General features: G+C 63.0%; 12 protein-coding genes. 5 read left to right on the top strand and 7 right to left on the bottom strand.

The features are described 5' to 3' along the window. Positions 1–27 precede the first annotated feature (27 nt). The 4 genes from BXU06_RS03415 to BXU06_RS03400 all read right to left on the bottom strand — a co-directional run bounded on the left by BXU06_RS03415 (position 28) and on the right by BXU06_RS03400 (position 5,497). Complete coding sequence (locus tag BXU06_RS03415; protein ID WP_077296841.1) at positions 28–2,316, bottom strand: tetratricopeptide repeat protein; 2,289 nt, start codon at positions 2,314–2,316, stop codon at positions 28–30. Positions 2,317–2,514: 198 nt separating this feature from the next. Beyond that, complete coding sequence (locus BXU06_RS03410; RefSeq protein WP_077296839.1) at positions 2,515–3,600, bottom strand: TAXI family TRAP transporter solute-binding subunit; 1,086 nt, start codon at positions 3,598–3,600, stop codon at positions 2,515–2,517. Between the two features lie 245 nt (positions 3,601–3,845). Beyond that, on the bottom strand, positions 3,846–4,577 hold the full coding sequence (locus BXU06_RS03405) for a phosphate ABC transporter substrate-binding protein (protein WP_171982100.1): 732 nt from the start codon (positions 4,575–4,577) through the stop codon (positions 3,846–3,848). A gap of 119 nt (positions 4,578–4,696) precedes the next feature. After that, the gene (locus BXU06_RS03400; protein WP_077296835.1) at positions 4,697–5,497 is read right to left on the bottom strand and encodes a substrate-binding domain-containing protein; all 801 of its coding nucleotides are present in this window, start codon (positions 5,495–5,497) and stop codon (positions 4,697–4,699) included. Positions 5,498–5,808: 311 nt separating this feature from the next. On the opposite strand from BXU06_RS03400, the gene BXU06_RS03395 reads away from it, so the two are divergent. The 4 genes from BXU06_RS03395 (at position 5,809) to BXU06_RS03380 (ending at position 9,934) form a co-directional block, all read left to right on the top strand. Beyond that, complete coding sequence (locus BXU06_RS03395; RefSeq protein ID WP_077296833.1) at positions 5,809–7,068, top strand: nitrate/nitrite transporter; 1,260 nt, start codon at positions 5,809–5,811, stop codon at positions 7,066–7,068. Positions 7,069–7,117: 49 nt separating this feature from the next. Then, positions 7,118–8,500: a NarK family nitrate/nitrite MFS transporter gene (locus tag BXU06_RS03390; protein WP_077296831.1), complete on the top strand. Its 1,383-nt coding sequence runs from the start codon at positions 7,118–7,120 to the stop codon at positions 8,498–8,500. Between the two features lie 160 nt (positions 8,501–8,660). Then, positions 8,661–9,011, top strand: coding sequence for an arsenate reductase (glutaredoxin) (arsC, locus tag BXU06_RS03385; protein WP_077296829.1), 351 nt, complete (start codon positions 8,661–8,663; stop codon positions 9,009–9,011). A gap of 59 nt (positions 9,012–9,070) precedes the next feature. Continuing rightward, positions 9,071–9,934 (top strand): isocitrate lyase/phosphoenolpyruvate mutase family protein, encoded by an 864-nt coding sequence (locus BXU06_RS03380; protein WP_077296827.1) that lies wholly within the window; start codon positions 9,071–9,073, stop codon positions 9,932–9,934. Positions 9,935–10,032: 98 nt separating this feature from the next. Here BXU06_RS03380 and BXU06_RS03375 read toward each other — a convergent pair whose 3' ends face one another. The 3 genes from BXU06_RS03375 to BXU06_RS03365 are packed head-to-tail and all read right to left on the bottom strand — an operon-like array spanning position 10,033 to position 12,154. Next, the gene (locus tag BXU06_RS03375) at positions 10,033–10,530 is read right to left on the bottom strand and encodes a DUF1841 family protein (RefSeq protein ID WP_077296825.1); all 498 of its coding nucleotides are present in this window, start codon (positions 10,528–10,530) and stop codon (positions 10,033–10,035) included. A gap of 19 nt (positions 10,531–10,549) precedes the next feature. Beyond that, positions 10,550–11,233 (bottom strand): tRNA (guanosine(46)-N7)-methyltransferase TrmB, encoded by a 684-nt coding sequence (trmB, locus tag BXU06_RS03370; protein ID WP_077296823.1) that lies wholly within the window; start codon positions 11,231–11,233, stop codon positions 10,550–10,552. Positions 11,234–11,266: 33 nt separating this feature from the next. Continuing rightward, positions 11,267–12,154 (bottom strand): SDR family oxidoreductase, encoded by an 888-nt coding sequence (locus BXU06_RS03365; protein WP_077296821.1) that lies wholly within the window; start codon positions 12,152–12,154, stop codon positions 11,267–11,269. Between the two features lie 37 nt (positions 12,155–12,191). Here BXU06_RS03365 and BXU06_RS03360 point away from each other — a divergent pair, with 37 nt between their 5' ends. Next, on the top strand, positions 12,192–13,223 hold the full coding sequence (locus tag BXU06_RS03360; protein ID WP_077296819.1) for a CDP-6-deoxy-delta-3,4-glucoseen reductase: 1,032 nt from the start codon (positions 12,192–12,194) through the stop codon (positions 13,221–13,223). Positions 13,224–13,255: the final 32 nt, after the last annotated feature.

Here is a 13,255-nt window from a genome sequence, read left to right as displayed (position 1 = left end):
ATTTCCCACCGGGGAGCCTCTTGCTGTTTACCCCGTCTGCCGCCCATCCCACATGCTGTGCAGCGCAGTTTCCATCTGCTCGGCAAAACGCTGCGCCTGACGCAGCGGGCTGCTTTCCATTTCCACCCGCAGGCCCAGGCGGATGCGGTTCAAGCGGGCCAGGTCGCTGGCCAGGGTTTTGGCAATCCGTACGTAATCCACCTTGCTGTGGGCAATCCATTGCGGATAGCCCAGCGTGCTCAGCAGGCTGGCACCGCTGCGCGAGGCAGCGCGGGGGCCGGGCAGGGTAACCAGCGGCACGCCCATCCACAGCAGTTCGCAGCTGGCCAGCCCGGCGCTGACCGGAAAGCTATCCAGCGCAATGTCCATATCGTGGGCGCGCACCGCCTGGCGGCCCGGCGTGCGGGCCACCAGCTGCAGGCGATGGGCACCAATGCCGCGTTCGACAAACTGGGTGGTCAGCGCCACATGCAATGGGCCATCGCCGGCTTCCAGGCCATCCAGCTCCAGCAGCAGGCGCGAATCCGGCACCGCGTGCAGCACTTGCGCCCACAGCGCAATCACTTCTGGCCCCAGACAGGCGGCGTGCTGGCTGGCACCAAACGTGACATAGCCGCGATGCAGCGCCGGGGTGGCGCATACGGCGTAGTCGCTGGACGGGCGCTGTTGCAGCACATGCCACAGCGGCTGGTAGCACCAGGCGCTGTCGGGCAGTCGCCACAGTTGTTCGCTGTAGCGCGTTTCCACGCCTGGCGGGTCGATGAAGGCGTCGGTCAGCCGCCAGTGCATCCGCGACAGGCCGCTGCTGTCTGGGTAGCCCAGCCAGCTGACCTGCAAGGGCGCGGCCTGGCGGGCAAACACTTCCAGCCGGTTGCCGGGCAGGTGGCCAGACAGATCAATCAGAATATCCACCTGGTCAGCCTGAATCTGCGCCAGCAGGCTGTCGTCATCCTGGCCGTAGATGTCGCGCCAGCCAGCACAGGCCGCGCGCAGACGGGTGGTGATGGCGTCCTGCACCGGTGAGTCGTTATATGCCAGCACTTCCAGCGAGCCGCTGGCCAGCGCCTGCCACAGTGGCAGCAGCACATGGGCGTGCGGGTGGTCGTACAGACTGGCGGCCACAAAGCCCACGCGCAGGCCACGGCCTGGTTGTGGCGCAGCGGCGTGGGTGGCAGCGCTGGGCCAGCGCTGTTCCAGCGCTTCGCCCAGCGCCCGATGCTGCTGGGCGGCGCTGTCAGCGTTCAGGCTGCTGTGGTGCTGGCCCAGCAGCAGCAAGCCGGAATGGGCGGCAGTCAGTCCGGCATCCAGCGCCAGCGCCTGACGGAAATGCCGTTCTGCTTCGTCCAGTCGGCCCAGCCCGTAGCTGGCCTGGGCCAGGCGCAACCAGGCCGGGGCGTGCTCGGGCAGGCAGCGGCACGCCTGCTGCAATGCCCGCCAGGCGTCGGTGTAATGCTGACGGATAAGCGCGGCTTCACCTTGGGCCAGATGGCCGGGGCCATCGTCTGCCGACGGCGGTGGGCTGTCGGCCAGCGCCTGTTCGTCGTGGCATGCCGCAAGCTCGGCGTGGCTATCGGGCAGCGGGGTGAATGTCCAGCCTGACGCTGATGCCGGGTCGGGGTCGGCAACGCGGCTCGGCGCAGCGGTCAGAGCGTCGGCGTGGTCGTGATCTGCCGGCGTGCTATCTTGTGTATCGGGCGTGGCCAGGTCTGCGTCAGAGATGGCTTCAGGCTCAGCGCCAGCCTGCTCTGGCAGCAAAACGGCGTGGTCCGGGCTGTCTGCCGGCACATCGGCTGGTTCTGGCCCGTCCCCTGCTGGTGCCGCCTCGGTTTGGGTCAGGTTGGCAGTGGCTGCCATTGTTTCGTCAGCCGGGACATCGTTCAGCGCCTCGGCTTCGGCGGCGGCAATGGCCACTTCTTCACTCACAGCCAGCTGCGCGGCCAGCGCGTCCACCGCCTCGCCCTGCAAGCCCAGTTCCCGGCCCTGTGCCAGCACCTGACGGGCGGTGTCGATCTGGTCTGCCTGAATCAACGCCTGCAGATAGCTGAGCCAGAACTGGGCATGCTGCGGATAGTGTTCCAGCACGGTTTTCAGCAGGTTCAGCGCCACGGCCATTTCACCCACCTGCAGGGCCAGAATGCCCAGATTGTGCAGGGCGTCCGGGTGGCCGGGCTGTTGGGCCAGAATGGCGCGGTAGCCCTGTTCGGCTTCGGGCAGTTGGCCTGCTTGATGACAGGCCATTGCCTGTTGCAGGGGTTCAGCAAACGGGTCGGTCGGGGGAGTATCGGGAAGGCTGTCAGGGGAATGCTCGGTGGACATAAGGCTTACCAGTGAATTAAGCGGACCATTATTGGCAGGGGGAACGCAGATGTCCAGTGGAGAGCAGGCTGAGTAGCAGAAAATCCGGTTTGAACGGCAGGGAGAACCTGTTGGCAAAAGTGGCAGTGGGGAAATCCAGCAGGAAACCCATCCGCCGCCACACCAGGAAAACGGGCCAGAAAGCCCGCGCCGCCGGGCTTAACTGGCTGACAGCGGCTCTCCCCGGAACCAGCGCAGGGCAACCAGCAGGGCCGAGACAATGGACGCGCACAAGCCAAGCATGGACTTGAGTTTTTCAAAGTTTTCGGTGGAGATCAGCGGGGTGTTGCGCGACAGAAACCGCCTTGAACCTTCTGCCAGCGGGTAGCCCGCTGCGCTGGAAATCTGCTGCTCATCAAACGGCAAACCGGTTCGGGCACGCATTGCCGGGCTGTATAAGGTGTCAAGCAGCGCATACACCGCTTTGGCGTCTACTGCCTTATGCCCGACCAAATGCAGGTGGATGCCTGCTGTGGGCAGTGGGTGGGGAGGCATGGCCGGTGCCGCGCCATAGACAAATGCAGGGATCTGGCTGGCTCGTGCCCAGCCCAGCTGAGTGGGCGGAGTATGTGGAAACGGAAAATCCAGCAATCGGTAACCGCGTTGCTGAATCAGGAATTCCGCCAGGGTGGACGGGATGAACGACGAGGTGACAATCGCGTCGGGCAGCATCGACGCGGGCAAGCTCATCAACGCTTCCTGGCTTAAATTGGCTTCCAGATAATCGCGATCCAGCCGCAGGCCGGCAAACGCCAGCAAGGCCATGGCGTGCTGGTGCCATTCTTCATGCTTGAGCCCCAGATTGATCTGCCGCCCCTGCAAGTCAGTCAATTGGCCAATGCCTGGCCGAACCAGCACATGCAGCGCTTCGGGCGGGAGGGTGGCAATCTGGACAATATTGGGATAGCGCTCGGCATCGGCTTCCTGCACCAGGGCCAGATCAAGTTCATGCCGGTCCAGCCTGGCCATCAGCTCGGTGATATCTGCCGTGGGCTGGATGCGCAAATAAATGCCCTGGTTCAGGCTTTCGGTTTGCAGGGCTTTGGTCAGGTCATAGCGATTGCTGACCACATCACTGCCCGCAATGCTCAGGGAAAACTGCCGGGGCAGCATCTGATATAAAAAATTCAGTGCCAGGCCAATCAGGCCACAGACACACAAGATGGCCAGCGCATGGCGCAGGCGGTGGTAGCGCTGGAGCTTGCCCAGCAGTTGATACAGCAGGGCATTAAATTCTTTTGACATGATTCGCTCGCTTGTCGTGATCAGCCGTCACCCGCACCGAAAAGCTGGCCGAGCGTGGTGTGGTGGGCCATCCTGCTGACAGCCACAGGTGCCAGGCTTGGGAAAAGACGGGATATGGCACCACCACCCCGCTTAAGGACGCACTGAATTGATTCAGAAAAACCGTTTTTGCCAAAAACAAACCCAGTAAAATCAAAAACCTGGATTCCCGCCCTCATAGAAATGACGATTTTTTCAGCGTATCCTCAATACACCGATACCAGGTGATGCCGCGCAATGATTTCCTGCGCCTGGGAGCTACGGATAAATTGCAAAAAATCCTGTTCTGCCGGGCTCGCTTTGCCATATCCCACCAGATATAAATCCTGGATATACGGATAACGGCCAGACAAGAGGGTGGCCCGCGAAAATGGCACGCCCTCGATTGCCAGCCGGACGAAAGACGATTTGGCCAGGCTGTCTGGCCAGGACACATAGCCGATGGCGTAGGGATTGCCCTCAATGGCCGCCACCATGTCTTTGGCCTGATTCACCTGCTGGGCATGGTGGGTGATGGGCTGATACCCCAGCACCACTCTTTCAATAAACTGGGTGCTGACTGAAGGCGGGCGTTGCACCACCACCTGAATGGGCGCATCCGGGCCACCCAGCGCCTGCCAGTTGCGGATCTCTCCGGTGAAGATCTGGCGAATATGTGCCTGCGACAAGGCCCGCACCGGGCCGTGGGGGTGAACAATAAACGCAATGCTATTGCGCGCCAGTAAGTATTGGCGGGTTTGGGCGTCGGCAAACAGGCCCGGCACCGGATGGCTGACCATGGCCAGATCAATGGCACCGTGGCGCATGGCCAGCACCCCGGCCACCGAGCCGCCGGATTCCACCTGCACGTCGTAGCGGGTGTGATCAAATGACTGCGCCAGCGCCTGAATCAGCGGCTGCATCAGGCTGGAACCGGCAATGACCATCGGCGTACGCATCGGTGTGCGACCCTGATGCCAGAGCACGACCAAGATGATGGCCAGCAGGCAGATGCCAATAAGCCCAACGCGCCGCCAATGACGCAGCAGCCAGACCAAAGCAGACCTACGCACGCGGTTCATGGCCGGACTCCTGGCTGAAGGGCAATGGGCCCACGCGGCACGCGCTGGATAAAGTCATTCACCGTGGGAGACGCAGGTTCCTCCACCCATAAACTGATTGGCATGCGCAGTGTGTCGCGCACGGAGGTGCTGGTGTGTGGTTCGGTGCCAATCTGGGTGACCTGCAAGGCTTTGACTGCCAGGCTGAGTTGATCGTGCAGCACAAAACTGATGCCGTTAACATTTTTTGTCAGCAGGGCCAGCTTGTCCTGGGCGCTAACCATCCGGGCGTGGCGCGCCAGCCGGCCAGACTCGCCCACCATAGCTTCCTTCCAGGCCTGGCCCAGCCCCTGGGCGGGCGATTCCACCAGCAGCACAATCGGGCCAGCGCGACCGCCAAGCATGCGCCAGTTGTCGATACTGCCGGCAAACACCGCCTGCAGGTGGTCCAGGCGGATGCTGTTTAGCGGGTTGCTGGGGTGTACCACTGGGGTCATGCGCTGATAGTCAATCACCACATGCCGCAATTTCAGCTGGCGCACCTGAATTTCCTGACGGATATCACCGGGAATATTGCCTTGCACCATGGCGATGTCGGCGCTGCCCTGCAGCAGGGACTTCATCGCAAAAAGCGTGTTGCCGCGCACGACGGTCACCGTGGCACCGGGCGTGTGCTGCATATAGCGCTCTGCCGCCTGTTGCACCACCGGCAATAGCGCTGCCTCGCCGCGTGCCTGGATGGCGGGCAATGCCACCGCCTGCGCTGGCAGGCCAAGCAGCACGCTGCTGGCTGCCGCTCTCTGTATCCATCGTTTCATTTCACCTCCTGACCGTCATGTGCCCTGCCTGTTCAGCCAGAACGCCAGGGCAACCGGGCTGTGACGCCCCCCCCCCAATCAAGAGCGGCTCACACCATGCGCCTGGCGGTGTGGTGTGGTGCTTGTCCTGCCTGGCCACACGCCTCGCCAGAACCGCTTCGCTGCTTTTTGTGCGCGCTTCTCAGCCAAAAGGCGTAGCCCGGCTAGTTCGAAAAAACCGCTGCGTCTGGCTATCCGGCCAATGGGCCGGCAGGGTGTCTGCCCGTAAGCTCAAGGTCAATTTGTCATGTATTGCCCGGAAGGGGGAAGCAATGGCCTCAGAGCTGAAAAATCGCACGCGGCAATGGTCGGTGCTGGCGTCCAGCACGCTGGCGTTTACCGTGTGTTTCATGGTGTGGATGATGCTGGGCGTGGTGGGCATTCCGCTCAAGCAGCAGTTGGGGCTGAACGAAACCGAATTTGGCGTGCTGGCCGCCATGCCGGTGCTCACCGGCTCGCTGGTGCGGGTGCCGCTGGGCATCTGGACCGACCGCTTTGGCGGACGCATTGTGTTTTTTGTGCTGATGCTGATCACGGTGTTGCCGATTTACCTGATGGAATACGCCACTGCTTACTGGCATTTTCTGGTGATCGGTCTGTTCATCGGCCTGGCGGGCGGCTCGTTTTCGGTGGGCACCCCATATGTGGCGCGCTGGTTTCGCAAGGACCAGCAGGGTCTGGCGATGGGGGTGTTTGGCGCGGGTAACTCGGGCGCGGCGGTCAACAAGTTTGCCGCGCCGGCGCTGATTGCCGCAGGAGGCTGGACCCTGGTGCCGCAGGTGTACGCCGGGGTGATGCTGGTCACGGCCATGCTGTTCTGGCTGTGCAGTGCCCACGACCCGAAACACGCGGTGGGCAAGAGCGTGCGTTTTGCCGACCAGCTCAAGGTGATGGCCGACCGTCGGGTGTGGCGCTACAGCCAGTATTACTCGGTGGTGTTTGGCGGCTATGTTGGCCTGGCGCTGTGGATGACCAAATATTACGTGGGCGAATACGGTTTCGATATCAAGCTGGCGGCGTTTCTGGCCGCCTGTTTCTCGCTGCCCGGCGGCGTGCTGCGCGCGCTGGGCGGCTGGATGTCAGACAAGTTTGGTGCCTACCAGACCACCTGGTGGGTGATGTGGGTGCTGTGGGTGTGCTTTTTCCTGCTGTCCTACCCGCAAACCGCGCTGGTGATTCAAACCGTCAACGGTCCGTTGAGCCTGCATATCGGCCTGTCGCCGTGGATGTTCACCACGGTGATGGCGGTGGCCGGGGTGGCCATGGCGGTGGGCAAGGCCAGCGTGTTCAAGTTTATCTCCGATGACTTTACCGACAATATTGGCGCGGTATCCGGCGTGGTGGGCCTGGCCGGTGGCCTGGGCGGCTTCATCCTGCCGATTATGTTTGGCGCGCTGCTGGACCTGACCGGCGTGCGCACCAGCTGCTTCATGCTGCTGTACGGCACGGTCTGCGTCAGCCTGGTGTGGATGCACTACTCGTTTACCCCGGCGCAACGCCAGCGCGAAGCACAGGCGCTGCGCACTGCCTGACCCTGATGCGGGGCGCAGTGCGCGCCCTGCCCTTTGTGTGGAGACATTCATGTCCAGTCGTGTCATTACCCGCTGGGAGCCGGAAAACCCGGATTTCTGGCAACAGCAAGGCAAGGCCATTGCCCGGCGCAATCTGTGGATTTCCATCCCGGCGCTCACCCTGGCCTTTATCATCTGGCAGGTATGGAGCGTGGCGGTGCTGAACATGCCCAATATCGGCTTTCGCTACAGCGAGAATCAGCTGTTCTGGCTGGCAGCGCTGCCAGCCTTGTCGGGGGCGACGCTGCGGATCTTTTACTCATTCATGGTGCCGATTTTTGGCGGACGCAAATGGACCGCGCTGTCCACTGCCAGCCTGCTGATTCCGGCCATCGGCATCGGCTTCGCCGTGCAGGACCCCAACACCAGCTACGCCACCATGGCTGGCCTGGCGCTGCTGTGCGGCTTTGGCGGCGGCAATTTCAGCTCGTCGATGGCCAATATCAGCTTTTTCTTCCCCAAAGCCGAAAAAGGCACCGCACTGGGCCTGAATGCCGGCCTGGGCAATCTGGGCGTGTCGGTGGTGCAGTTTGTCGTGCCCATCGTCATCACCCTGGGCGTGTTCGGCGCGCTGGGCGGCGAGCCGCAAACCTGGGTAAAGGGCGCGGTCACCAAGCAAATGTGGCTGCAAAACGCCGGCTTTGTCTGGGTGCCGTTTATTGTACTGTCTACCCTGGCCGCCTGGTTTGGCATGAACGACCTGGCCTCGGCCAAGGCCTCGTTTGCCGATCAGGCGGTGATTTTCAAGCGCAAGCACAACTGGCTGATGTGCTGGCTGTACATTGGCACCTTTGGCTCGTTTATTGGCTTTGCCGCCGGTTTTCCGCTGCTGGTGAAAGGTCAGTTCCCGCAGATTGACCCAAGCAAGTATGTGTTCTTTGGCCCGCTGGTGGGCGCACTGGCCCGACCGATTGGCGGCTGGCTGTCCGATAAAATCGGCGGTGCCAAGGTGACGCAGACGGTGTTCTTCCTGATGGTGGCAGCGGTGTTTGGCGTGTTGCAGTTTTTGCCGCATGGCGGCCAGGGTGGCAACTTTCAGGGCTTTTTCGCCATGTTTCTGTGCCTGTTCGCGCTGACCGGCATCGGCAATGGCTCCACCTTCATGCAAGTGCCGGCCATCTTCCTGACCCTGCACAAGCGCATGGCCAAGCCGGGCGAAGCCGCGCAAAAACAAGCGGCTGCCGACGCCACCAAAGAAGCCGCTGCCGTGCTGGGTTTTTCTGGCGCAATTGGTGCGTATGGCGGGTTTTTCATCCCCAAGAGCTATGGCACCTCGATTGCGCTGACCGGCGGCGTGGACGCTGCGCTGTACGCCTTCATTGCCTTTTATGTCAGCTGCCTGCTGATCAATGGCTGGTATTACGCGCGCAAGCATGCTGAAGTGTCTTGCTGAACGGGCTTGGGCTGGGGGGCGTCGCGGCGGTTTACTTTGCCGGGGAGACACCCCTCTGCGCAATTTCCGGCATCGGTTACGCCGCGTGCTCAGCCACTTTGCACGCTTGGCGCAATCAGGCGACAATTCCCGCCTTCCTCCGCTGAAACGGTGTCTGGCGATGACGCACATCCTGTACCACAACCCGCGCTGCTCCAAATCCCGCGACACCCTGGCCCTGCTCCAGGCGCAGGGCATTTCTCCCACCATTGTGGCCTACCTCGACACCCCGCCCGATGCCGCCACCTTGCGCAGCCTGCTGGCCAAGCTTGGCATGCATGATGCCCGTGCCTTGATGCGCCAGGGCGAGGCCGAATATCAGGCGCTGAACCTGGCCGACCCGACACTGAGCCAGGATGCGCTGATTGCCGCCATGCAGTCCCATCCACGCCTGATTGAGCGGCCAATTCTGGTGCATGGCGACCAGGCGGTGATTGGTCGGCCACCGGAGCGGGTGCGCGAGATTTGGTAAGCCCCTGCCGGTTTGCGCCATGATGAGCGCCGGTTTGATCCATTTCTGAAAGCTGCCTGATGCCCTCCTTATCTGCCCGCTCACTGCGCCATGGCCAGCAATTGCACGCCCTGCACCGGCAAGCGCAACCCTTGCTGATGCCCAACGCCTGGGATGCCGGCAGCGCCATGCTGCTGGCGGCGCAGGGCTTTGCCGCTATTGGCACCACCAGCGCCGGCATTGCCTTTTCCCTGGGCCAGCCAGACCAGGAAAGCGCCGTGCCGTTTGCGCGCATGCTGGCGCGCATTGCCGAGATCGCGGCGGCGGTGGAGGTGCCGGTCAGTGCTGATTTGCAGTCCGGCTATGGCGACACCCCTGCGGCGGTGGCCGACAGCCTGAGCCAGCTGATGGCCGTTGGTGCAGTGGGGGCCAATCTGGAAGACGCCCGCCCCGATCAGGCCGGGCTGTTCAGCCGGGCTGACGCCTGTGCGCGGATTGCCGCTGCCCGGCAGGCGGCAGACGCCAGCGGTGTGCCGTTTGTGCTGACGGCACGGTGTGATGCGTTTTTGCACAATGTGGCCGATCCACTGAGCGAGGCCATTGCCCGCTGTCAGGCTTACCGCGCCGCTGGCGCTGACTGCCTGTTTGTGCCCGGCCCGGCAGATGCCCCCACTCTGGCTGCGCTGGTCCAGGGCGTAGACGGCCCGCTGAGTGTGGTGATGGGTCTGGCGGGGTCACCGCTGACGGTGGCGCAGCTGGCAGCGCTGGGGGTGCGCCGCATCAGCATTGGCGGCAGCCTGGCCCGCGCCTGCCTGGGCCTGGTGCGCCGTGCCGCCGAAGAGATGCAGCAGCATGGCAGCTTTGCCTACGCCAGCCAGCAGATTCCCGACGGTGAACTGTCGGCGTTTTTTGCCGACCGGCGTCGCGCAGTGGAGAAACGCTGAGCAAATCGTCATGCCCGCCAAGAGCGGGTGACAGGCTATTGTTTTTTATAGACTTTGTGTGTTGCCGCCATGAGTACCATCAATCAGCCTGCGCATTTTTAACGCGGCGGCAAAATCAAACCCGGCCCGTCGTCAGCCGGCAGCGGTGCCACGGTGGGGTCCGGGTCGCGGCCCAGCTTGCGGTCCAGGCAGTGCAGATAGCGCGCCGGGTCAGGTGGGGTGCGGTAGCGCTGGGCATGCCAGATCATCTCGGCCAGGCCGTCCATGGCATCGTGCAGTGCCGGGTGGCGGTCGCCATGCTGATGGGCCAACGCGTCAATCCGGGCACGGATGCCGCTGGGCTGGTCGATGGACAACTGCTCTTCAATCGACAGGTGCATGGCCAGATGCAAAAACGGGTTGGTCTGGCCGTCTTCCGGCAGCCACTCCCGTTCCAGATAACGCTCGGGCGCATCCAGAATGGCATGGTATTCCGGATGCAGCAGCATGATGGCCAGGGTCATGCGCTCCAGGTCGGTCAGCGTTTCGCTGGCCTTGTGCTTGCGCCAGGTGTCAAAAAAGAACCGGCGGGCTTCGTCACGCGAGGGGTTGAACATATCAGCTCTCCGGGGGGGATCAGGCGCGTTTGCCAAACACCAGATCCCACACGCCATGACCCAGGCGCAGGCCGCGCTGCTCGAACTTGGTCAGCGGGCGGTAGTCCGGGCGCGGCGCGTAGCCATCGGCGGTGTTTTCCAGGCTGGGCTCCTGGCTGAGCACCTCCAGCATCTGGATGGCGTAGTCTTCCCAGTCGGTGGCCAGGTGCAGATAACCACCGGGCTTGATCCGCGAGGCCAGCAGCGCCACAAACGGCGGCTGGATCAGCCGGCGCTTGTTGTGGCGTTTTTTATGCCAGGGATCAGGAAAAAACACATGCACGCCATCCAGGCTGGCCGGGGCCAGCATGTGGGTGAACACTTCCACCGCATCATGCTGAATCACCCGCACATTGCTTAACTGGCGCTCGTCTACCAGCTTGAGCAGGCTGCCCACCCCGGGGCCATGGACTTCAATGCCCAGATAATCGGTGTCTGGCCGGGCCTGGGCGATATCCGCCGTCGCCCCCCCCATACCAAAGCCGATTTCCACCACCTTGGGCGCACAGCGGCCAAAGGCGGCGTCCAGATCCTGCGCCTCGGGCTGGTAGCTCAGGCCCAGTTGCGGCAGCAGGCTATCGTAGGCGCGCTGCTGGCCTTTCGACATATAGCCCTGACGGAGCACAAAGCTGCGGATCGGGCGGTTGAATGCGGGGTTGTCCATTGATTATCCGGCTGAATTTCCAAGGGCGCGATATTACCGAATGGCTGCAGGCTGCGCCAGCGCGGTAAAAAAGGTCCGGATCGACGGATAGCGCAGCCGGTAGCGCAGCTCGCGGCGGGCGCGCTGGCAGTCAATCCGGCGCGATTCGCGCAGAAACGACCACAACGCCGGCGACACCTGCTCGCGCAGTTGGCCACGGGGCAGACGTGGCGGACGCGGCAGGCCGGCAGCGTCGGCCAGGGCGTCAAACCATTCGCCGGTGGGCAAGGCCAGGTCATCCGCTGCGTTGAACACCCGGATGCCACCACGCCGGCGCAAGGCGGCGCACACCAGCCCAGCCAGATCATCGGCATGAATATGGTTGCTGTAGCCATCTTCGCTGGCCAGCGCCACCGGGCTGGCACTGGCCAGCCGCGCCAGCGGCAGGCGCTCGGCGGCGTAAATGCCCGGCGCACGCAGAATGCTCAGCGTCACGCCGTGGCAGCGGGCGTAATCGCGCCAGGCCTGTTCGGCGTCCACCCGGCGCAGCGCCCGTTCCGACTGGGCCGCCAGCGGGCGAGTTTCGCTGACCCAGGCACCGGCGCAGTCGCCATACACCCCGGTGGTGCTGATGTACACGATTTGCTGTGGTACCATCGAAGCATTTTGCAGTGCGGCAATCACCCGGCGCACCCTGGGGTCATGCGGCCCAAAAGCGGGCGGTGGCGCGGTGTACAGCACGGCATCGGCCAGCCCGGCCAGGCGGGTCAGGCTGGCAGGCTGATCCAGCTCCAGCATCAGCACCCTGGCCCCGGCCTCACGCCAGGCCTGCGCCTGCGCTGGCTGGCGACAGCAGGCATACACTTGGTAGCGGTGGCGCAGCACCGGCAGCGCCCGGCGGGCAATGTCGCCACTGCCGACAATCAATAATCTTGGCTTCATTCCCGGATTGTAGCCGGGTATAGCAGGAACCGAACAGATGACAGCGCAAGTCAAACTCCTTCCCAGCGAACGCTCCTTTGCCATTGAAACCGGCGAAACCGTCCTTGAAGCCGCCAGCCGCCAGGGCATTACCCTGCCGCACAGTTGCCGCAACGGTGCCTGTGGTGCCTGCAAGGGCAAAGTCACCGCCGGCAGTGTGACCCACCGCGACTTTCAGCCCCACGCACTGACCGAGGCCGAACAGGCGCAAGGCATGGCACTGCTGTGCTGCGCAGAAACCCAGGGCGACCTGACCGTGGAAGTGCGCGAAGTGAAAACCAGCGGTGACATTCAGGTCAAAACCCTGCCGTGCCGGGTGGAAAGCATCCAGCGCGTGCACGATGTGGCGGTGCTCAAGCTCAAGCTGCCGGTGTCCGAGCGTCTGCAATTCATGGCCGGCCAGTATATTGATATCCTGATGAAGGACGGCAAGCGCCGCAGCTTCTCGCTGGCCAACGCCCCGCACGACGACAGCGCGCTGGAGCTGCATATCCGCCACATGCCAGGCGGCAGTTTTTCCGAGTATGTGTTTCACCAGATGAAGGAAAAGGAAATCATGCGTTTCCAGGGCCCGCTGGGCTCGTTCTTCCTCAATGAAGACTCGGACAAGCCGATTGTCTTTCTGGCCAGCGGTACCGGCTTTGCGCCAGTAAAGGCCATTCTGGAACATGCCTTCCACCTTGGCGTCAGCCGCAAGATGGTGCTGTACTGGGGTGCCCGTCAGCAAGCCGACCTGTACATGGCCGAGCTGCCCGCCGCCTGGGCTGCCGCCCACCCCAATTTCAGCTGCGTGCCGGTGCTGTCCGAGCCAGCCGAGAGCGACCACTGGCAAGGCCGCACCGGCCTGGTTCACCAGGCGGTGCTGGACGACTTTGCCGACCTGTCTGGCTGGGAAGTGTACGCCTGCGGCGCGCCAGTGATGGTGGAAGCGGCACACACCAGCTTTATTGCCGAGCGCCAGCTGCCGGCAGAGGCGTTTTATTCGGATGCGTTCTTTTTGTCCAAAGACATGAAACCCGCCACCAAATAACCGTTTTTCCAGACCTTTTCCCTCGCTTGACA

The organism is Aquaspirillum sp. LM1 (assembly GCF_002002905.1).
Taxonomy (GTDB): Bacteria; Pseudomonadota; Gammaproteobacteria; order Burkholderiales; family Aquaspirillaceae; genus Rivihabitans.
Note: the sequence above shows the minus strand (reverse complement) of the source record. Positions and strands in the feature narration are given on the sequence as shown.